This window comes from Pseudomonas sp. BAV 4579, from assembly GCF_009765395.1.
Lineage (GTDB): Bacteria > Pseudomonadota > Gammaproteobacteria > Pseudomonadales > Pseudomonadaceae > Chryseomonas > Chryseomonas aestiva.
Map to the genome: position 1 here is coordinate 23,206 of NZ_WHOV01000082.1, position 19,983 is coordinate 43,188.

Consider the following 19,983-nt stretch of genomic DNA (forward strand, 5'->3'; position numbering starts at 1 on the left):
GGCCCTGGCCGGGGTTCGCTGCATTTGGGACCGGCAAAGCTTAAGGCGTATACTGCGCGATTACCGATAGCGGAGTCCGAGATGGATTGGCACGCCCACGTCACCGTGGCCACCGTGGTGGAAGACGCCGGTCGCTTCCTGCTGGTGGAAGAAGAGAAGCAGGGTCGCCTGGTGCTCAACCAGCCGGCCGGGCACCTTGAGCCGGGCGAGAGCCTGATCGAGGCGGCGCACCGCGAGACCCTGGAAGAAACCGCCTGGCAGGTGGAGATCCAGGGCGTGATCGGCATCGGCCTCTATGTGGCGCCAGCCAATGGCGCTACCTACTACCGCACGGCCTTCCATGCCCGCCCCCTGGCCCACGAGCCCGGGCGCGCCCTGGACGCCGACATCACCCGCGCGGTATGGCTGACGCTCGACGAGATCCGTGCCGAACAGGCACGACTGCGCAGCCCCCTGGTCCTGGACGCCATCGAGAAATACCTGGACGGCCACCGCTATCCCCTGTCGATGATCGTAGATATGAGAGGTTTTTGAAGTGAACGGCACCCGCGTCATCGTCGGCATGTCCGGCGGAGTGGATTCCTCGGTCTCGGCCCTCTTGCTCAAGGAGCAGGGCTATCAGGTCGAGGGCCTGTTCATGAAGAACTGGGACGAGGATGACGGCACCGAGTACTGCACTGCCAAGGAAGACCTGGCCGACGCCCAGGCGGTCTGCGACCGCATCGGCATCAAGCTGCACACGGCCAACTTCGCCGCCGAGTACTGGGACCACGTCTTCGAGCACTTCCTCGCCGAATACAAGGCCGGCCGGACGCCGAATCCGGACATCCTCTGCAACCGCGAGATCAAGTTCAAGGCCTTCCTCGACTACGCCCTGGCCCTGGGCGCCGAGCTGATCGCCACCGGCCATTACGTGCGTCGTCGCGATGTCGACGGCCAGACCCTGCTGCTCAAGGGCCTGGATGCCAACAAGGACCAGAGCTATTTCCTCCACGCCGTGGGCGGCGAGCAGCTGGCGCGCACCCTCTTCCCGGTGGGCGAACTGGAAAAGCCCGAGGTCCGCGCCATCGCCGAGCTGCATGGCCTGGCCACCGCGCGCAAGAAGGACTCCACCGGCATCTGCTTTATTGGCGAGCGCCGCTTCAGCGACTTCCTCAAGCAGTACCTGCCGGCCCAGCCGGGCGACATCGAGACCACCACCGGCGAGGTCATCGGCCGCCACCACGGCCTGATGTACCACACCATCGGCCAGCGCCAGGGCCTGGGCATCGGCGGCATGAAGGACGCCGGTGACGATCCCTGGTACGTGCTGAGCAAGGACCTGACCCGCAACGTGCTGATCGTCGGCCAGGGCAACGCTCACCCCTGGCTGTTCGCCGAGGCCCTGACCGTCGGCGAGATGTTCTGGGTCAACGACCTGGAGCTCGCCCAGCCGCGCCGCCTCACCGCCAAGGTGCGCTATCGCCAGCAGCACCAGCCCTGCCGGATCGAGCGCCAGGGCGCCGGCTACCGGGTGGTCTTCGACGAACCCCAGCGTGCCGTGACCCCCGGCCAGTCGGTGGTCTTCTACGACGGCGACGTCTGCCTGGGCGGCGGCGTGATCGAACACTACCAACCCGCCTGCGCCGAGGCGCCCGCCGCATGAATCGTACCCAGGAACAACTCATCGCCTTGGGCGGCGTCTTCCAGGCCTCCCTGTTGGTCGACCAGCTGGCGCGCACCGGCCAGGTCGCGGAAGAACCCCTGGCCTGCCTGCTTGGCAGCCTGCTGGTACGGGATCCGGGCAGTACGCTGGACGTCTATGGCGGCAGCGTCGCACCCCTGCGCGAAGGCCTGGGCGCCCTCTCCAGCACCCTGGAGCGCAATCCCAACAGCTTGCAGCGCGAGCCCCTGCGCTATGCCCTGGCGATGACCGCCCTGGAACGCAAGCTGGAGAAGCGCGGCGACCTGCTCGACCTCATCGGCCGGCGCCTCACCCAGATCCAGTCCCAGGTCGAACACTTCGGGGTGGCCCACGAAAACGTCATCGCCGCCTGCGGTGGCCTCTACGAGGACACCCTGAGCACCTTCAAGCAGCGCATCCAGGTGCACGGCGAAATGCGCTACCTGCAGCAGTCCGCCACCGCTTCGCGGGTGCGCGCCCTGCTGCTGGCCGGCATCCGTTCCGCCCGCCTGTGGCGCCAGCTGGGGGGGCATCGCTGGCAGTTGGTGCTCAATCGCCGCAAGCTGCTCGACAACCTCTATCCCCTGCGCAACAGCTGATCCCGGACTGGCCGGCGGCGGTACTACAGCCCCGGCCTTTGCGTGTAGAATTCCGCCCCTTTCTCCCTGCTACCAAGAGAATGCCCATGCAGCTCTCCTCGCTCACCGCCGTATCGCCCATCGACGGCCGTTACGCCGGCAAGACCGCCGCCCTGCGCCCCATCTTCAGCGAATTCGGCCTGATCCGTTTCCGCGCCCAGGTCGAGGTCCGCTGGTTGCAGCGCCTGGCCGCCCACGCCGGCATCCCCGAGGTCGCCCCCTTCTCCGCCGAGGCCAATGCCCTGCTGGACAAGCTGGCCACCGACTTCAGCGTCGAGCAGGCGCAGCGGGTCAAGGACATCGAGCGCACCACCAACCACGACGTCAAGGCCATCGAGTACCTGCTCAAGGAAGAGGTCGCCGACCTGCCGGAACTGGCTGCGGTGAGCGAATTCATCCACTTCGCCTGCACCTCCGAGGACATCAACAACCTGTCCCATGCGCTGATGCTGCGCGAAGGTCGTGACCAGGTGCTACTGCCGCTGATGCGCCAGATCTCCGGCGAGATCCGTGCGCTGGCCCATCGCTTCGCCGACGTGCCCATGCTCTCGCGCACCCATGGCCAGCCCGCCTCCCCCACCAGCCTGGGCAAGGAACTGGCCAACGTGGTCTATCGCCTGGAGCGCCAGATCGAGCAGATCGCCGCCGTCCGCCCGCTGGGCAAGATCAACGGCGCCGTGGGCAACTACAACGCCCACCTGTCCGCCTACCCGGACGTCGACTGGGAAGCCAATGCACGCACCTTCATCGAAGGCGACCTCGGCCTGACCCTGAACCCCTACACCACCCAGATCGAGCCGCACGACTACATCGCCGAGCTGTTCGACGCCATCGCCCGTTTCAACACCATCCTGATCGACTTCGACCGGGACATCTGGGGCTACATCTCCCTCGGCTACTTCAAGCAGAAGACCGTGGCCGGCGAGATCGGCTCCTCGACCATGCCGCACAAGGTCAATCCCATCGACTTCGAGAACTCCGAAGGCAACCTGGGTATCGCCAACGCCATCCTCCAGCACCTGGCCAGCAAGCTGCCGATCTCCCGCTGGCAGCGCGACCTGACCGACTCCACCGTGCTGCGCAACCTGGGCACCGGTCTGGCCCACGGCGTGATCGCCTACGAAGCCACCCTCAAGGGCATCAGCAAGCTGGAACTCAACGCCGCCCGCATCGCCGAAGACCTGGACGCCTGCTGGGAAGTCCTGGCCGAGCCGGTGCAGACCGTGATGCGCCGCTATGGCGTGGCCAATCCCTACGAGAAGCTCAAGGAGCTGACCCGTGGCAAGGGCATCAGCGCCAGCGCCCTGCAGGATTTCATCGACGGCCTGGAGATCCCCGAGGCCGCCAAGACCGAACTGCGCCAGCTGACCCCGGCCGGCTATATCGGCAACGCTGCCGAACAGGCCCGTCGGGTCTGAAGATCATCCTTTTTCTACGCCCGGCCTCGCCGGGCGTTTTTCATTGCGCGAGGTGTGCATGAACCCGGATCAACCCCTGCAACTGCTCGGCGGCCTGACCGCCCGTGAATTCCTCCGCGACTACTGGCAGCAGAAACCCCTGCTGATCCGCCAGGCCCTCCCGGATTTTCAGAATCCCCTGGAGCCCGACGAACTGGCCGGCCTGTCGCTGGAAGAAGAAATCGAATCCCGCCTGATCATCGGCCAGGACCAGACCTGGGAGCTGCGCCGCGGCCCGCTGCCGGAAGACACCTTCGCCGGCCTGCCCGAGCGGGACTGGACCCTGCTGGTGCAATCGGTCGACCAGTTCGTGCCCGAGGTGGCCGAGGTGCTGGAATCCTTCCGCTTCCTGCCCAACTGGCGCGTCGACGACATCATGGTCAGCTATGCCGCCCCCGGTGGCGGTGTCGGCCCCCACTACGATCACTACGACGTCTTCCTGCTGCAGGGCCATGGCCGCCGTCGCTGGCGCATCGGCCAGCAATGCACCGCCGACAGCCCGCTGATCGACGGCCTGGAGCTGAAGATCCTCGCCGATTTCCAGCAGACCGACGAATGGGTCCTGGAGCCGGGTGACATGCTCTACCTGCCGCCGGGCCTGGCCCACGACGGCATCGCCGAAGACGAATGCATGACCTACTCCATCGGCTTCCGCGCGCCCAGTGCCGGCGAAGTGCTCACCCACTTCACCGACTTCCTCGCCCAGTTCATCCCCGAGGACGAGCGCTACAGCGACGCCGGTTGCGCGCCGGCCAGCGAGCATCCGGCGGAGATCCCGCCCGACGCCATCAAGCGCCTGCGCGGTCTGATGCAGAGCCACCTGAGCGATGATCGCCTGCTGCTGGCCTGGTTCGGCCAGCACATGACCGAGCCGCGCTATCCGGAGCGGGTCGCCGGGGAAAACCTCAGCGCCAAGCAGCTGCGCAAGGAACTCGACGAAGGCGCGTTGCTGATGCGCAACCCTAGTGGCCGCATCGCCTGGAGTCGTCTGGAAGACGAGGTGATGGTCTTTGCCAGCGGCCAGAGCCGTCTGCTGCCCATGCGCCTGCAACCGCTGCTCGACCTGCTATGCTCGGCGGAGGTCCTGCACGAGGCCAATCTCGCGCCCTGGCTGCAGGACGACGATGCCATGCGCCTGATCCGCGAACTGCTCCAGCAGGGCAGCCTGATCTTCGCCGGAGAAGACGACGACGAGTGAGAGGGAGCCGCCGTGGACGAGTCCTTTGCCGATCTGACCATGGGCGCCCTGCCCGAACCCCAGCTCGGCCAGGACCTCGCCCTGCGCCTCGAAGGCCTGGACGCCCTGCGTGAGCACAGCGCCCGCCTCATCGCTCAAGCCAGTCGCCAGCTGTGCCTCCAGACGCCCGATCTGGAAGCGCCCCTCTACGACAACCTCGACGTCGAGGCGGCGATCAAGCGCTTGCTGCTGGGCCATCCGCGGCATCAGGTGCGCATCCTGATCAACGACAGCGCCAACGCCGTACGCCAGGGGCATAGACTCATCGCCCTGGCGCAGCGCCTGACCAGCAATCTGCTGATCCGGCGACCACCGGCCGATCAGCAACCGGAAGGCAGCTGCCTGATCGTCGACGACCAGGCCCTGCTGCGCCGCACGGGCAGCGCTCCAACCGGCTTCGTCCGCTATGGCGACCGCGCCGCCGTCAAGGTCCAGCAGCAGCTCTTCGATCGCCTTTGGGCGATCAGCCAGCCGGATCAGGAATTGCGGAGGATGGTGCTGTGAAAGGTCTGCTGGCGCTCTTGCTGCTGTTGACGGCCACCGCCTGGGCCACGCCTCGTACCGAGGTCATTCCCCTGCAGTACCGCACCGCCGACGATCTCCTGCCCACCCTGCAAGCCGTCCTCGGCAATGAAGCCAAGGTCAACGTCTACGGCAATCAGCTGATCGTCAACGCCGAGTCGGCCAAGCTCGCCGAGATCAAGAATCTGCTGGCCCAGCTGGATACCCAGCCACGGCGCCTGCTTATCACCCTGGCCACCCGCGCCGGCAGTTCGGGTGCCGGTCAGGGTTATTCGGTAAACGGTAATGTGCGTTCGCCCCAGGTACGCATCATCGAGGACAGCACCGACCAGAAAGAGGATGGCGCCCAGCGCGTCCAGGTCACCGAGGGCTACCCCGCCTTCATCCGCTTCGGTGCAGACGTGCCGGTGACCTCCTACCAGACCTCGCCCTATGGCCAGAGCTACGCCCAGACCGATTACCGCCGCCTCGAACGGGGCTTTCAGGTCACCGCCCGCCTGAGCGGCAACCTGGTGCATCTGGACATCAACAGCGTCGATGATCGCGCCGCGGCCATGCGTCCGGGCACAGTGCAGACCCAGAGCGCCGCTAACCGTATCAGCGGCCCCCTGGGCCAGTGGTTGGACCTCGGCGGCTTCCGCCAGCAGGTCGAGGGCGACCAGAGCGGCCTTACCCGCCACTACTCGACCGAGGGCCGTGACGACCGTCAGTTGAGCATTCGCGCCGATCTCGTCGACTAGCAAATCGGCGAACGGTAGAACTCCTGCAGCCGCCAGCAATCTAGGACACAAGGATACAGCGAATTAATTGAGAATAATTCTTATATTCATTCTCAAATAAACTTGAAGTTCTGTTTAGTTTGATTCAAAGCAGTCCAATAGAATCTTTTTGGACCATTAAATTTACAGAATGAATCGATAGAGCATAAAATCTGTCTGTCTTGCGACACCGTGTCGCACTGATAGCGCCTGATACCCAATAATTAAGGATTCAAAGCATGTCTGAGTCGATCAGCCTACTCACCCACAACTGGAGCTTCGCGGTATTTCTCCTGGGCGTGGTTGGTCTGATCGCCTTCATGCTCGGAGTCTCGAGCCTGCTCGGCAGCAAAGCCGTGGGCCGTAGCAAGAACGATCCCTTCGAGTCCGGCATCGTCCCCACCGGGGGTGCCCGTCTCCGTCTCTCTGCCAAGTTCTACCTGGTCGCGATGCTCTTCGTGATCTTCGACGTCGAAGCCCTCTTTCTCTTCGCCTGGTCGGTGTCCATCCGTGAATCGGGATGGGCCGGCTTCGTGGAAGCCTCCATTTTCATAGCAATTCTGTTGGCGGGTCTTGTCTACCTGTGGCGAATCGGAGCGCTCGATTGGGCGCCTGCGAGCCGTCGCGAGCGGCAGGCGAAGTCGAAACAATGAGGCTTTGGCAATGCAATACAATCTCACCCGGATCGATCCCGATGCGGCAGTAGACCGCTATCCGGCCGGCCAACGGGAAACCGTTGCCGACCCTATGGAAAGTCAGGTCGACCGCAGCATCTTCATGGGCAAACTTGAGGATGTCCTACGGGGCGCGGTCAATTGGGGGCGCAAGAATTCCCTCTGGCCCTACAACTTCGGCCTGTCCTGCTGCTACGTGGAAATGACCACCGCCTTCACGGCGCCCCACGACATCGCCCGCTTCGGCGCCGAAGTCATCCGGGCATCGCCGCGTCAAGCCGACTTCATGGTCATCGCCGGCACGCCCTTCATGAAGATGGCCCCGGTCATCCAGCGCCTGTACGAGCAGATGCTGGAACCCAAGTGGGTGATCTCCATGGGCGCCTGCGCCAACTCCGGCGGTATGTACGACATCTACTCGGTCGTTCAGGGCGTGGACAAGTTCCTGCCCGTCGACGTCTATGTGCCCGGCTGCCCGCCTCGCCCCGAAGCCTTCCTCCAGGGCCTGATGCTCCTGCAGGACTCCATCGGTGAAGAGCGCCGCCCCCTTTCCTGGGTGGTGGGCGACCAGGGTATCTATCGCGCCGAGATGCCTTCGCAGCGCGAGCAGAACCGCGAGCGCCGCATCCAGGTCACCAACCTGCGCAGCCCAGACGAAGTGTAAGTCCCCTTCGGGACCTGCACGCTGACGACGATCGATTAGCGACGGAACATCATGACCGCAGACACCGCTCTGTCCGCCTCTGCGCTCGCCCCTGCCGGCGATGCGTCGGTGGTTGGCGAACTCCAGGGCCAATTCGGCGCCGACGCCCTGACCCTGCAAGACACCCGTACCGGCATGCCGGTGATCTGGGTGGCGCGCGAAAGAATCATCGAAGTACTGCGCTTCCTGCGCAACCTGCCCCGCCCCTACGTCATGCTCTATGACCTGCATGGCGTGGACGAGCGCCTGCGGACTCACCGCCGCGGCCTGCCCAACGCGGACTTCACCGTCTTCTACCACCTGCTGTCCATCGACCGAAACAGCGATGTGATGCTCAAGGTGGCCCTGTCCGCCAATGACCTGCGCCTGCCCACCGCCACCGGCATCTACCCCAATGCCAACTGGTACGAGCGGGAAGTGCTGGACATGTACGGCATCCATTTCGACGGCCACCCGCTGCCCAAGCGCATGCTGATGGCCGACAACTGGCAAGGGCATCCGCTGCGCAAGGACTATCCGGCGCGGGCCACCGAATTCGATCCCTATGCGCTGAACGCCGCCAAGCAGGATCTCGAGCAGGAGACCCTGAGATTCAAGCCCGAAGAATGGGGCATGAAGGAACATGCGGAGAATTCCGACTACATGTTCCTCAACCTCGGTCCGAACCACCCATCCGCCCACGGTGCCTTCCGCATCATCCTGCAGCTGGACGGCGAAGAGATCGTCGACTGCGTGCCGGAGATCGGCTACCACCACCGGGGCGCCGAGAAGATGGCCGAGCGCCAGTCCTGGCACAGCTATATCCCCTACACCGACCGGATCGATTATCTGGGCGGGGTGATGAACAACCTGCCTTACGTCCTTTCGGTGGAAAAGCTCGCCGGCATCAAGGTGCCGTCGCGGGTCGACTTCATCCGCGTGATGATGGCCGAGTTCTTCCGCATCAACAGCCACCTGCTGTATCTGGGCACCTATATCCAGGACGTCGGTGCCATGACCCCGGTGTTCTTTACCTTCACCGACCGTCAGCGTGCCTACAAGGTCATCGAGGCCATCACCGGCTTCCGCATGCACCCGGCCTGGTTCCGTATCGGTGGCGTCGCCCACGACCTGCCGCGTGGCTGGGACAAGCTGGTCCGCGAATTCCTCGACTGGATGCCCAAGCGCCTGGACGAGTACGAAAAGGCCGCGATGAAGAACAGCATCCTCATCGGCCGGACCAAGAACGTCGCCGTCTACAACACCAAGGAAGCCCTGGAGTGGGGTGTCACCGGTCCCAACCTGCGCGCCACCGGTCTCGATTTCGACCTGCGCAAGGCCCGCCCCTACTCCGGCTACGAGAACTTCGAATTCGAAGTGCCCATCGCCCACAACGGCGACTGCTACGACCGCGGCATGCTGCGCGTCGAGGAGATGCGCCAGAGCCTGCGCATCATCGAGCAGTGCCTGCAGCACATGCCCGAAGGCCCGTACAAGGCGGATCACCCGCTGACCACGCCGCCGCCCAAGGAACGTACCCTGCAGCACATCGAGACCCTGATCACCCACTTCCTGCAAGTGTCCTGGGGTCCGGTGATGCCGGCCGGCGAAGCCTTCCAGATGATCGAGGCGACCAAGGGCGCCAACAGCTATTACCTGACGAGCGATGGCAGCACCATGAGCTACCGCACCCGCATCCGGACGCCGAGCTTCCCGCACCTGCAGCAGATCCCGGCCGTCATCCGCGGCAGCATGGTGTCCGACCTGATTGCCTACCTGGGCAGTATCGACTTCGTCATGGCCGACGTGGACCGCTGAGCATGAGCACCGAAACCCTGATCCAAACCGACCGTTTCGTCCTGAGCGACACTGAGCGCTCGGCCATCGAGCACGAGATGCATCACTACGAGGACCCGCGCGCGGCGTCCATCGAAGCCCTGAAGATCGTCCAGAAGGAACGTGGCTGGGTGCCGGATGGCGCCATCTATGCCATCGGCGAAGTACTGGGCATTCCCGCCAGCGACGTCGAGGGCGTGGCGACCTTCTATAGCCAGATCTTCCGCGTGCCGGTCGGCCGCCACATCATCCGCGTGTGCGACAGCATGACCTGCTACATCGGCGGCCACGAATCCGTGGTCGGCGAGATCCAGCGCCAGCTGGGCATCGGCCTGGGCCAGACCACCACCGACAGCCGCTTCACCCTGCTGCCGGTCTGCTGCCTGGGCAATTGCGACAAGGCCCCGGCGCTGATGATCGACGACGACACCCATGGCGATGTCCAACCTGCGGGCGTGGCCAAACTGCTGGAGGGATACGCATGAGACTGACCTCCTTCGGGCCTGCCAACAGCATCGCCCGTACCCCCGAGACCCATCCCCTGACCTGGCGCCTGCGTGAAGACGGCGCCCCGGTCTGGTTGGAGGAATACCAGGCGAAGGACGGCTACGCCGCGGCGCGCAAGGCGCTGACCGCGCTGGCACCCGACGCCATCGTCCAGGAAGTCAAGGACTCCGGCCTCAAGGGCCGTGGCGGTGCGGGCTTCCCCACCGGCGTGAAGTGGGGCCTGATGCCCAAGGACGAATCCCTCGATATCCGCTACCTGCTGTGCAACGCGGACGAGATGGAGCCCAACACCTGGAAGGACCGCCTGCTCCTGGAGCAGCTGCCCCACCTGCTGGTGGAAGGCATGCTGATCAGCGCCCGGGCGCTCAAGGCCTACCGTGGCTATATCTTCCTGCGTGGCGAATACGTCGATGCCGCCGCCAACCTGCGGCGCGCCGTGGAAGAAGCCAAGGCCGCCGGCCTGCTGGGCAAGAACATCCTGGGCAGCGGCTTCGACTTCGAGCTGTTCGTCCACACCGGCGCCGGTCGCTACATCTGTGGCGAAGAGACCGCGCTGATCAACTCCCTGGAAGGCCGCCGTGCCAACCCGCGCTCCAAGCCGCCCTTCCCCGCCGCCGTCGGCGTCTGGGGCAAGCCCACCTGCGTCAACAACGTCGAGACCCTGTGCAACGTGCCGGGCATCGTCGCGGGTGGCGTGGACTGGTACAAGAGCCTGGCCCGCGAAGGCAGCGAAGACATGGGCACCAAGCTCATGGGCTTCTCCGGCAAGGTGAAGAATCCCGGCGTCTGGGAACTGCCCTTCGGCATCACCGCCCAGGAGCTGTTCGAAGACTATGCCGGCGGCATGCGCGACGGCTTCACGCTGAAATGCTGGCAGCCCGGTGGCGCCGGTACCGGCTTCCTGCTGCCCGAGCACCTCTCGGCGCAGATGTATGCCGGCGGCATCGGCAAGGTCGGCACCCGCATGGGCACCGGCCTGGCCCTGGCCGTGGACGACAGCGTCAACATGGTCTCGCTGCTGCGCAACATGGAAGAGTTCTTCGCCCGGGAATCCTGCGGCTGGTGCACCCCTTGTCGCGACGGCCTGCCCTGGAGCGTCAAGCTCCTGCGCAGCCTGGAGAAGGGCGAAGGCCAGCAGGGCGATCTCGATACCCTGCTGCAGTTGGTCAACTTCCTCGGCCCGGGCAAGACCTTCTGTGCCCATGCACCGGGCGCCGTCGAGCCCCTGGGTAGTGCCATCAAGTATTTCCGCGAAGAGTTCGAGGCCGGTGTGCGCAAGGCGCCCAGCGAACCTCGTCCGACTGCTTCCGCGACCGTGACCTGAGGTTTGGCCCCCTCGGGGGCCGAACCTATCGCTTTCTGGCCAGGCCCGACCTGGCCGGCGCTGCCACTGGCGACCGCCAGGGCGGCGCGAACGTTTTCCCATTAGCCAGACCCGCCTTGCGCGGGTGAGAAGAAAACCCTATGGCCACTATCCATGTAGACGGCAAGACGTACGAGGTCGACGGGGCGGACAACCTCCTCGAAGCCTGCCTGTCCCTGGGGCTCGACATCCCCTATTTCTGCTGGCACCCGGCACTGGGCAGCGTCGGCGCCTGCCGCCAGTGCGCGGTGAAGCAGTTCGCCGACGAGAATGACACCCGCGGGCGCCTGGTCATGTCCTGCATGACCCCGTCCAGCGACAAGACCTACATCTCCATCGAAGACGCCGAAGCCAAGGAATTCCGCAGCTCGGTCATCGAATGGCTGATGACCAACCATCCCCACGACTGTCCGGTCTGCGAAGAAGGCGGCCACTGCCACCTGCAGGACATGACGGTGATGACCGGCCACAACAAGCGCCGTTATCGCTTCACCAAGCGTACCCATCAGAACCAGGACCTCGGCCCGTTCGTCGCTCACGAGATGAACCGCTGCATCGCCTGCTATCGCTGCGTGCGCTACTACAAGGACTACGCCGGCGGTACCGACCTGGGCGTCTACGGTGCCCACGACAACGTCTATTTCGGCCGCGTCGAGGACGGTACCCTGGAGAGCGAATTCTCCGGCAACCTGACCGAGGTCTGCCCCACCGGGGTGTTCACCGACAAGACCCACTCCGAGCGCTACAACCGCAAGTGGGACATGCAGTTCGCCCCGAGCATCTGCCATGGCTGCTCCTCGGGCTGCAACATCAGCCCCGGCGAGCGCTATGGCGAACTGCGCCGCATCGAGAACCGCTTCAACGGCTCGGTCAACCAGTACTTCCTCTGCGACCGTGGCCGCTTCGGCTATGGCTATGTCAATCGCAAGGATCGTCCGCGCCAGGCCCTGCTGAAGGACGGCAGCCTGGAGACCGGCATCGACGCCGCCCTGGATCGAGCCGCCCTGCTGCTGCGCGGCAAGAAGGTGATCGGCATCGGTTCGCCGCGTGCCAGCCTGGAAAGCAACCACGCCCTGCGCGAGCTGGTCGGCGCCGAGAACTTCTCCAGCGGCATGAGCGCCCGCGACCTGGCCAACGTGCGCCTGGTGCTGCAGGTGCTCAAGGACAGCCCCCTGCCCGTCCCCACCCTGCGCGCCATGGAGAAGCACGATGCCGTCTTCGTCCTCGGCGAGGACCTGACCCAGACCGCGGCCCGCCTGGCGCTATCCCTGCGGCAGTCGGTCAAGGGCAAGCCCGAGGCCATGGCCGCGGCGCAGAAGATCCAGCCCTGGCTGAACGCCGCCGTGCAGAACATCGGTCAGAGCGAGCGCAATCCGCTGTTCATCGCCAGCGTCGCCGCCACCCGCCTGGACGACGTCGCCGACGCCCGCCTGCATGGTTCGCCGCTGGAACTGGCCCGCTTCGGCCATGCCGTGGCCCATGCCATCGACGCCAGCGCCCCGGCCGTCGACGGCCTGAGCAACGAAGTCGCCGAGCAGGCCCGCCTGCTGGCCGAAACCCTGCTGGCGGCCGAACGCCCGCTGGTGGTATCCGGTACCTCCCTGGGTGAACCGGCGCTGATCGAAGCCGCCGCCAACCTGGCCAAGGCGCTGGCCGCCAAGAGCAAGGCCGGCTCCCTGAGCCTGGTGGTGCCCGAAGCCAACAGCCTGGGCCTGGCGCTCTACGGCGGCGAGTCCGTCGAAGACGCCTTCGCCGCCCTGGAAAACGGCCAGGCCGACGCCCTGGTGGTGCTGGAGAACGACCTCTATCGCCGCGCCCCTGCCCAGCAGGTGGATCGGGCCCTGGCCCGCGCCCAGGTGCTGGTGGTGCTGGATCATCAGCGTACCGCCACCGCCCAGCGCGCCGACCTGGTGCTGCCGGCGGCCAGCTTCGCCGAAGGTGACGGTACCCTGGTCAGCCAGGAAGGTCGCGCCCAGCGCTTCTTCCAGGTCTATGAGCCGAGCTACTACGATCCCTCCAGCCTGATCCGCGAGGGCTGGCGCTGGCTGCACGCCCTGCGCAACACCCTGGACAACCGTCCGGTGGACTGGACCCAGCTGGACCACGTCACCGACGCCGTGGCCACCGCCGCGCCGCAGCTGGACGGTATCCGCGATGCCGCGCCCAACGCCAGCTTCCGGGTGAAGGGTCTCAAGCTCGCCCGCGAACCGCATCGCTACAGCGGCCGCACCTCCATGCGCGCCAACCTCAGCGTGCACGAGCCGCGTGCGCCCCAGGATGCCGACACCGCTTTCGCCTTCTCCATGGAAGGCTATGCCGGCAGCGTCGAACCGCGTCAGCAGATTCCCTTCGCCTGGTCCCCGGGCTGGAACTCGCCCCAGGCCTGGAACAAGTTCCAGGACGAGGTCGGTGGTCACCTGCGCGCCGGCGATCCGGGCGTGCGTCTGATCGAGTCCCAGGGCGATCGCCTGAGCTGGTTCGCCGTGCCGACCGCTGCCGTACGCAGTGCCGAGTCCGGCTTCCAGGCCGTGCCGCTGTACCACCTGTTCGGTAGCGAAGAGACCTCTTCGCGTGCCGAACCGGTACGCGAGCGCATCCCGGCCGCCTATGTGGCGCTGGCCAAGGCCGATGCCGACCGCCTGGGCGTCAACGAAGGCGCCCTGCTGCGCCTGCAGGTCGCCGGTCAGGAATTGCGCCTGCCGCTGCAGATCAAGCCCGAGCTGTCGGCGGGTCTGGTCGGTCTGCCCGCCGGCTTCGAAGGGATTCCGGTGGACTTCGCCGGCCTGACCGTGGAAGGACTGCAGGAGGCCGCGGCATGACCTGGCTCACCCCCACCCTCATCGCCGTGGTGATCGGCATCCTCAAGGCCATCGTCATCCTCCTGGCGGTGGTCATCTGCGGGGCGCTGCTGAGCTTCGTCGAACGGCGTCTGCTGGGCCTCTGGCAGGACCGCCACGGTCCCAACCGGGTCGGTCCCTTCGGCGCCTTCCAGCTGGGCGCCGACATGCTGAAGATGTTCTTCAAGGAGGACTGGACGCCCCCGTTCGCCGACAAGATGATCTTCGCCCTGGCGCCGGTGATCGCCATGGGCTCGCTGCTGGTGGCCTTCTCGGTCATCCCGATCACCCCCACCTGGGGCGTGGCGGACCTGAACGTCGGTCTGCTGTTCTTCTTCGCCATGGCCGGCGTCAACGTCTATGCGGTGCTCTTCGCCGGCTGGGCGAGCAACAACAAGTTCTCGCTGCTGGGCGCCATGCGCGCCTCGGCCCAGACCCTCTCCTACGAGGTGTTCATGGGTCTGTCGGTGATGGGCATCGTCGCGGTCACCGGCTCCTTCAACATGAGGGATATCGTCGAGGCGCAGCACCAGGGCTGGTGGTTCATCATTCCCCAGTTCTTCGGCTTCTGCACCTTCTTCATCGCCGGCATCGCCGTTACCCACCGTCACCCCTTCGATCAGCCGGAAGCCGAGCAGGAGCTCGCCGACGGTTACCACATCGAATACGCGGGCATGAAGTGGGGCATGTTCTTCGTCGGCGAGTACATCGGCATCGTGCTGATCTCGGCGCTGCTGGTGACCCTGTTCTTCGGCGGCTGGCACGGTCCCTTCCTGGACACCCTGCCCTGGCTGTCGTTTTTCTGGTTCGCCCTGAAGACCGCCTTCTTCATCATGATCTTCATCCTGCTGCGCGCGTCCATTCCGCGTCCACGCTACGACCAGGTAATGGCCTTCAGCTGGAAGTTCTGCCTGCCCCTGACCCTGATCAACCTGCTGGTGACCGGCGCGGTGGTGCTCTATAGCGCCTCGCCGGCCATCGGCCAGTGAGGTATTCGTCATGATCAAGGAAATTTTGCACGTCCTGCATGGCACCTACACCCAGTTGCGCAGCATCGTGATGGTCTTCGGCCACGCCTTCCGCAAGCGCGACACCCTGCAATATCCCGAGGAACCCGTGTACCTGCCGCCGCGCTACCGGGGCCGCATCGTGCTCACCCGTGACCCCGACGGCCAGGAGCGCTGCGTGGCGTGCAACCTGTGCGCCGTGGCCTGCCCGGTCGGCTGCATCTCGCTGCAGAAGACCGAGGCCGAAGACGGTCGCTGGTACCCGGAGTTCTTCCGCATCAACTTCTCGCGCTGCATCTTCTGCGGCATGTGCGAGGAGGCCTGCCCCACCACCGCCATCCAGCTGACCCCGGATTTCGAGATGTCCGAATTCAAGCGCCAGGAGCTGGTGTACGAGAAGCAGGACCTGCTGATCTCGGGTCCGGGCAAGTATCCGGAATACAACTTCTACCGCGTGGCCGGCATGGCTATCGCGGGCAAGCCCAAGGGTGCCGCGCAGAGCGAGGCAGAGCCGATCAACGTGAAGAGCCTGCTGCCCTAAGGAGCTGTCGTGGAATTCGCCTTCTATTTCTCCGCCGGGGTGGCCGTCCTGGCCACCTTCCGGGTGATCACCAACACCAACCCGGTGCATGCGCTGCTGTACCTGATCATCTCGCTGCTGGCCGTATCCATGGTGCTCTTCGCCCTGGGCGCGCCCTTCGCCGGCGCCCTGGAGATCATCGTCTACGCCGGCGCCATCATGGTGCTGTTCGTCTTCGTGGTGATGATGCTCAACCTCGGGCCGGTCGTCGCCGAGCAGGAACGCAAATGGCTGACCCCCAAGATCTGGATAGCTCCGTCGATCCTCGCCGGTGCGCTGCTGGTGGAACTGCTGGTGGTGCTCGCGCGCACCCCGGGCGGCGCTGCCATCGGTCATACCTCGGTGGAAGCCAAAGCGGTGGGCATCAGCCTGTTCGGACCCTATCTGCTGGCGGTCGAACTGGCCTCCATGCTGCTGCTGGGTGCCCTGGTCGCGGCCTATCACCTGGGTCGCAGCGACGTCAAAGACGGGATCGGCGAGTGAGTCGCCAAGGACTGGAGAACAGCCAATGAACGCCATACCTCTGGAACACGGCCTGGCCCTCGCCGGCGCCCTGTTCGCCCTTGGCCTGGTGGGCCTGATGGTCCGCCGCAACATCCTCTTCGTGCTCATGAGTCTGGAAATCATGATGAACGCCGCCGCCCTGGCCTTCGTGGTCGCGGGTAGCCGTTGGGGCGCCCCCGACGGCCAGGTGATGTTCATCCTGGTGCTGAGCCTGGCCGCCGCCGAGGCCAGTATCGGCCTGGCGATCCTGCTGCAGCTCTATCGCCGCTTCCACACCCTCGACGTCGATGCCGCCAGCGAGATGCACGGATGAACCTGCTACCCCTTACCTTCGCCTTTCCCCTGGTCGGCTATTTCCTGCTGGCCTTCTCCCGCGGTCGGCTGTCGGAGAATCTCTCCGCGCTGATCGGCGTGGGTTCGGTGGGCCTGGCGGCGCTGGTCGCCGCCTGGGTCGGCTGGAACTTCCACGTCGCACCGCCCGCCGACGGTCACCTGACCCTCGTCCTCTGGCAGTGGATGAACGTGGAGGGCTTCGCGCCCAACATGGCTCTCTATCTGGATGGCCTGTCGCTGACCATGCTCGGCGTGGTCACCGGCGTCGGCTTCCTGATCCACCTGTTCGCGTCCTGGTACATGCGCGGTGAAGAGGGCTATTCGCGCTTCTTCGCCTACACCAACCTGTTCATCTTCAGCATGTTGCTGCTGGTTCTCGGCGACAACCTGCTGCTGCTGTACTTCGGTTGGGAAGGCGTGGGCCTGTGCAGCTACCTGCTGATCGGCTTCTACTACAGCGAGCGCGCCAACGGCAACGCGGCGCTGAAGGCGTTCATCGTGACCCGCGTCGGCGACGTCTTCATGGCCTTCGGTCTGTTCATTCTGTTCATGACCCTGGGCACGCTGGACATCCAGGAGCTGCTGCAGAAGGCGCCGGACGTCTTCGCCAGTGGTGATCCGCTGATCGTGCTGGCCACCCTGGCGCTGCTCGGCGGTGCCGTCGGCAAGTCGGCCCAGCTGCCGCTGCAGACCTGGCTGGCGGACGCCATGGCCGGCCCCACCCCGGTCTCCGCCCTGATCCACGCGGCGACCATGGTGACCGCGGGCGTCTACCTGATCGCCCGGACCCACGGCCTGTTCCTGCTGGCGCCGGAAATCCTCCACCTGGTCGGCATCATCGGTGCCGTGACCCTGGTGCTGGCCGGCTTCGCCGCCCTGGTGCAGACCGACATCAAGCGCATCCTGGCCTATTCGACCATGAGCCAGATCGGCTACATGTTCCTGGCCCTGGGTGTCGGCGCCTGGCAGCCGGCGATCTTCCACCTGATGATCCACGCCTTCTTCAAGGCGCTGCTGTTCCTCGCCTCGGGCTCGGTGATCCTGGCCTGCCACCACGAGCAGAACATCTTCAAGATGGGCGGCCTGTGGAAGAAGATCCCCCTGGCCTACGCCAGCTTCGTGGTGGGTGGTTCGGCCCTGGCGGCTCTGCCGCTGGTGACCGCCGGCTTCTATTCCAAGGACGAGATCCTCTGGGAAGCCATGGCCAGCGGTCATACCTACCTGCTCTACGCAGGCCTGGCGGGTGCCTTCCTGACCTCGATCTACACCTTCCGCCTGATCTTCATCACCTTCCATGGCGAGGCGCACACCGAGGCCCATGCCGGCCACGGCATCGCCCACAACCTGCCGCTGGCGGTACTACTGGTGCTCTCGACCTTTGTCGGCGCGATGATCGTGCCGCCGCTGGCCGGGGTGCTGCCGGAATCCATCGGCCACGCCGGTGGCGAAGCCAAGCACTCCCTGGAGATCACCTCGGGGGCCATCGCCATCGCCGGTATCCTGCTGGCCGCCCTGCTCTTCCTTGGCAAGCGTTCCTTCGTGAACGGTCTGGCCAAGAGTGCGCCGGGGCGCTTCTTCGGGACCTGGTGGTACCACGCCTGGGGCTTCGACTGGCTGTACGACCTGATCTTCGTCAAGCCGTACCTGCTGCTGACCCGCCTGCTGCGTCGCGATCCCTTCGATCAGGCCATCGGCCTGATCCCGATGCTGGCGCGCGGCGGCAACCTGGCACTGAGCATCACCGAGAACGGCCGTCTGCGCTGGTACGCGGCTTCCATCGTGGGAGGCGCCGTGCTGTTGCTCGGCGCGCTGCTGCTGGCCTGACCCCCTGACTAAGGATAAGTACACGTCATGCTTCTGCCCTGGCTAATCCTGATCCCCTTCATCGGCGGCCTGCTCTGTTTCCTCACGGAAAAGACCGGCCCGCTGGTGCCCCGCTGGATCGCCCTGTTCACCATGCTGCTGGAGCTGGTGCTCGGCCTCTGGCTGTGGGCCCACGGCGACTACAGCCTGGCTCCGGCCCCTGGCGCCGAAACCGCCTGGACCGCGGAATTCCAGATGAACTGGATTCCGCGCTTCGGCATCAGCCTGCACTTCGGCCTCGATGGCCTGTCGCTGCTGATGATCCTGCTCACCGGTCTGCTCGGTGTGCTGGCGGTGACCTGCTCCTGGCGCGAAGTACAGCGCCACGTCGGCTTCTTCCACCTCAACCTGCTGTGGATCATCGGCGGCGTGGTGGGGGTGTTCCTGGCCCTGGATCTGTTCCTGTTCTTCTTCTTCTGGGAAATGATGCTGGTGCCGATGTACTTCCTGATCGCGCTGTGGGGCCATAGCTCCGCGGACGGCAAGAAGAGCCGCATCACCGCTGCCACCAAGTTCTTCATCTTCACCCAGGCCAGCGGCCTGATCATGCTGGTGGCGATCGTTGCCCTGGTGCTGGTGAACTACGGTGCCACGGGCGTCCTGACCTTCGACTACGAAGACCTGCTGCAACTGCAGCTGGACCCCAAGCTGGAATACCTGCTGATGCTGGGCTTCTTCATCGCCTTCGCGGTGAAGCTGCCGGTGGTGCCGCTGCACTCCTGGCTGCCCGATGCCCACGCCCAGGCGCCGACCGCCGGTTCCGTCGACCTCGCCGGCATCCTGCTCAAGACCGCCGCCTACGGCCTGCTGCGCTTCGCCATCCCGCTGTTTCCCAACGCCTCGGCGGAATTCGCGCCGATCGCCATGTGGCTGGGTATCATCGGCATCTTCTACAGCGCCATCCTGTCGTTCGCCCAGACCGACATCAAGCGCCTGGTGGCCTACTCCAGCGTCTCGCACATGGGCTTCGTGCTGATCGGCATCTATTCCGGCAGCCCCCAGGCGCTGCAGGGCGTGGTGGTGCAGATGATCGCCCACGGCCTCTCCGCCGCCGGTCTGTTCATCCTCTGCGGCCAGCTCTATGAGCGCATGCACACCCGTGACATGCGCCAGATGGGCGGGCTCTGGGCACGGCTGCCCTACCTGCCGGCCCTGAGTCTGTTCTTCGCCTCGGCCTCGCTGGGTCTGCCGGGTACCGGCAACTTCGTCGGCGAATTCCTGATCCTGCTGGGCGCCTTCCCGGTGGTGCCGATGATCACCGTCATCGCCACCTTCGGCCTGGTGTTCGCCTCGGTCTATTCGCTGATCATGATCCACCGCGCCTACTTCGGTCCGGCCAAGGCCGAAGGCGCCCTGCCGGGTCTGAACGCACGGGAACTGTCGATGCTGCTGTTGCTTGGCGTGCTGCTGGTGCTGCTCGGCGTCTATCCGCAGCCGGTGCTGGATACCTCGGCCGCGAGCATGGCCGGTGTCCAGCAGTGGCTCGGCGAAGCCTTCTCCTCTCTCGTTTCCGCCCGGTAAG

The 19,983-nt window shown here is 65.3% G+C and carries 19 protein-coding genes; all 19 read left to right on the top strand.

Going from position 1 to position 19,983, the window contains the following annotated elements; genetic code table 11:
* Nucleotides 1-81: 81 nt before the first annotated feature.
* The 19 genes from GSQ95_RS16470 (at nt 82) to nuoM (ending at nt 19,982) form a co-directional block, all read left to right on the top strand.
* Nucleotides 82-534 carry an NUDIX hydrolase gene (locus GSQ95_RS16470; RefSeq protein WP_158894216.1) on the top strand — a complete coding sequence of 151 codons (453 nt, stop codon included), beginning with the start codon at nt 82-84 and terminating at the stop codon, nt 532-534.
* Nucleotide 535: 1 nt separating this feature from the next.
* Complete coding sequence (gene mnmA, locus GSQ95_RS16475) at nt 536-1,645, top strand: tRNA 2-thiouridine(34) synthase MnmA (RefSeq protein WP_158894213.1); 1,110 nt, start codon at nt 536-538, stop codon at nt 1,643-1,645.
* Nucleotides 1,642-2,262, top strand: coding sequence for a high frequency lysogenization protein HflD (hflD, locus tag GSQ95_RS16480; protein WP_158894210.1), 621 nt, complete (start codon nt 1,642-1,644; stop codon nt 2,260-2,262). Before mnmA ends, hflD begins: the two co-directional genes overlap by 4 nt.
* A gap of 86 nt (nt 2,263-2,348) precedes the next feature.
* Complete coding sequence (gene purB, locus GSQ95_RS16485) at nt 2,349-3,719, top strand: adenylosuccinate lyase (protein WP_158894207.1); 1,371 nt, start codon at nt 2,349-2,351, stop codon at nt 3,717-3,719.
* Nucleotides 3,720-3,777: 58 nt separating this feature from the next.
* On the top strand, nt 3,778-4,956 hold the full coding sequence (locus GSQ95_RS16490; RefSeq protein ID WP_158894205.1) for a cupin domain-containing protein: 1,179 nt from the start codon (nt 3,778-3,780) through the stop codon (nt 4,954-4,956).
* Between the two features lie 12 nt (nt 4,957-4,968).
* The gene (locus GSQ95_RS16495; protein WP_158894202.1) at nt 4,969-5,499 is read left to right on the top strand and encodes a hypothetical protein; all 531 of its coding nucleotides are present in this window, start codon (nt 4,969-4,971) and stop codon (nt 5,497-5,499) included.
* Nucleotides 5,496-6,257: a secretin N-terminal domain-containing protein gene (locus GSQ95_RS16500; protein ID WP_158894199.1), complete on the top strand. Its 762-nt coding sequence runs from the start codon at nt 5,496-5,498 to the stop codon at nt 6,255-6,257. The genes GSQ95_RS16495 and GSQ95_RS16500 overlap by 4 nt, the downstream gene beginning before the upstream one ends.
* A 257-nt stretch (nt 6,258-6,514) precedes the next feature.
* The gene (locus tag GSQ95_RS16505; RefSeq protein WP_007158885.1) at nt 6,515-6,928 is read left to right on the top strand and encodes an NADH-quinone oxidoreductase subunit A; all 414 of its coding nucleotides are present in this window, start codon (nt 6,515-6,517) and stop codon (nt 6,926-6,928) included.
* Nucleotides 6,929-6,938: 10 nt separating this feature from the next.
* Nucleotides 6,939-7,613, top strand: coding sequence for an NADH-quinone oxidoreductase subunit B family protein (locus GSQ95_RS16510; RefSeq protein ID WP_158894196.1), 675 nt, complete (start codon nt 6,939-6,941; stop codon nt 7,611-7,613).
* Between the two features lie 51 nt (nt 7,614-7,664).
* Nucleotides 7,665-9,449 carry an NADH-quinone oxidoreductase subunit C/D gene (nuoC, locus tag GSQ95_RS16515; protein ID WP_158894193.1) on the top strand — a complete coding sequence of 595 codons (1,785 nt, stop codon included), beginning with the start codon at nt 7,665-7,667 and terminating at the stop codon, nt 9,447-9,449.
* 2 nt (nt 9,450-9,451) lie between these two features.
* A complete protein-coding gene (gene nuoE, locus GSQ95_RS16520) occupies nt 9,452-9,952 on the top strand; it encodes an NADH-quinone oxidoreductase subunit NuoE (RefSeq protein WP_017642310.1) in 501 nt (166 codons plus the stop codon).
* Nucleotides 9,949-11,298: an NADH-quinone oxidoreductase subunit NuoF gene (gene nuoF / locus GSQ95_RS16525; protein WP_158894190.1), complete on the top strand. Its 1,350-nt coding sequence runs from the start codon at nt 9,949-9,951 to the stop codon at nt 11,296-11,298. Before nuoE ends, nuoF begins: the two co-directional genes overlap by 4 nt.
* A gap of 140 nt (nt 11,299-11,438) precedes the next feature.
* Nucleotides 11,439-14,156, top strand: coding sequence for an NADH-quinone oxidoreductase subunit NuoG (nuoG, locus tag GSQ95_RS16530; RefSeq protein WP_158894186.1), 2,718 nt, complete (start codon nt 11,439-11,441; stop codon nt 14,154-14,156).
* On the top strand, nt 14,153-15,163 hold the full coding sequence (nuoH, locus tag GSQ95_RS16535; RefSeq protein ID WP_133861053.1) for an NADH-quinone oxidoreductase subunit NuoH: 1,011 nt from the start codon (nt 14,153-14,155) through the stop codon (nt 15,161-15,163). The genes nuoG and nuoH overlap by 4 nt, the downstream gene beginning before the upstream one ends.
* A 10-nt stretch (nt 15,164-15,173) precedes the next feature.
* On the top strand, nt 15,174-15,722 hold the full coding sequence (gene nuoI / locus GSQ95_RS16540; protein WP_017642306.1) for an NADH-quinone oxidoreductase subunit NuoI: 549 nt from the start codon (nt 15,174-15,176) through the stop codon (nt 15,720-15,722).
* 9 nt (nt 15,723-15,731) lie between these two features.
* Nucleotides 15,732-16,244 (top strand): NADH-quinone oxidoreductase subunit J, encoded by a 513-nt coding sequence (nuoJ, locus tag GSQ95_RS16545; RefSeq protein WP_158894183.1) that lies wholly within the window; start codon nt 15,732-15,734, stop codon nt 16,242-16,244.
* A 25-nt stretch (nt 16,245-16,269) separates the two neighbouring features.
* Complete coding sequence (gene nuoK, locus GSQ95_RS16550) at nt 16,270-16,578, top strand: NADH-quinone oxidoreductase subunit NuoK (RefSeq protein WP_007158894.1); 309 nt, start codon at nt 16,270-16,272, stop codon at nt 16,576-16,578.
* Nucleotides 16,575-18,422, top strand: coding sequence for an NADH-quinone oxidoreductase subunit L (nuoL, locus tag GSQ95_RS16555; RefSeq protein ID WP_158894180.1), 1,848 nt, complete (start codon nt 16,575-16,577; stop codon nt 18,420-18,422). Before nuoK ends, nuoL begins: the two co-directional genes overlap by 4 nt.
* Before the next feature lie 27 nt (nt 18,423-18,449).
* A complete protein-coding gene (nuoM, locus tag GSQ95_RS16560; RefSeq protein WP_158894177.1) occupies nt 18,450-19,982 on the top strand; it encodes an NADH-quinone oxidoreductase subunit M in 1,533 nt (510 codons plus the stop codon).
* Nucleotide 19,983: the final 1 nt, after the last annotated feature.

Coding starts and splice junctions, on each gene's coding strand:
- nuoF (WP_158894190.1), top strand. CDS start 9,949: ATGAGACTGACCTCCTTCGGGCCTGCCAACAGCATCGCCCGTACCCCC.
- GSQ95_RS16505 (WP_007158885.1), top strand. CDS start 6,515: ATGTCTGAGTCGATCAGCCTACTCACCCACAACTGGAGCTTCGCGGTA.
- nuoH (WP_133861053.1), top strand. CDS start 14,153: ATGACCTGGCTCACCCCCACCCTCATCGCCGTGGTGATCGGCATCCTC.
- nuoE (WP_017642310.1), top strand. CDS start 9,452: ATGAGCACCGAAACCCTGATCCAAACCGACCGTTTCGTCCTGAGCGAC.
- nuoC (WP_158894193.1), top strand. CDS start 7,665: ATGACCGCAGACACCGCTCTGTCCGCCTCTGCGCTCGCCCCTGCCGGC.
- nuoL (WP_158894180.1), top strand. CDS start 16,575: ATGAACCTGCTACCCCTTACCTTCGCCTTTCCCCTGGTCGGCTATTTC.
- GSQ95_RS16490 (WP_158894205.1), top strand. CDS start 3,778: ATGAACCCGGATCAACCCCTGCAACTGCTCGGCGGCCTGACCGCCCGT.
- GSQ95_RS16510 (WP_158894196.1), top strand. CDS start 6,939: ATGCAATACAATCTCACCCGGATCGATCCCGATGCGGCAGTAGACCGC.
- GSQ95_RS16470 (WP_158894216.1), top strand. CDS start 82: ATGGATTGGCACGCCCACGTCACCGTGGCCACCGTGGTGGAAGACGCC.
- nuoI (WP_017642306.1), top strand. CDS start 15,174: ATGATCAAGGAAATTTTGCACGTCCTGCATGGCACCTACACCCAGTTG.
- purB (WP_158894207.1), top strand. CDS start 2,349: ATGCAGCTCTCCTCGCTCACCGCCGTATCGCCCATCGACGGCCGTTAC.
- hflD (WP_158894210.1), top strand. CDS start 1,642: ATGAATCGTACCCAGGAACAACTCATCGCCTTGGGCGGCGTCTTCCAG.
- nuoK (WP_007158894.1), top strand. CDS start 16,270: ATGAACGCCATACCTCTGGAACACGGCCTGGCCCTCGCCGGCGCCCTG.
- nuoG (WP_158894186.1), top strand. CDS start 11,439: ATGGCCACTATCCATGTAGACGGCAAGACGTACGAGGTCGACGGGGCG.
- nuoM (WP_158894177.1), top strand. CDS start 18,450: ATGCTTCTGCCCTGGCTAATCCTGATCCCCTTCATCGGCGGCCTGCTC.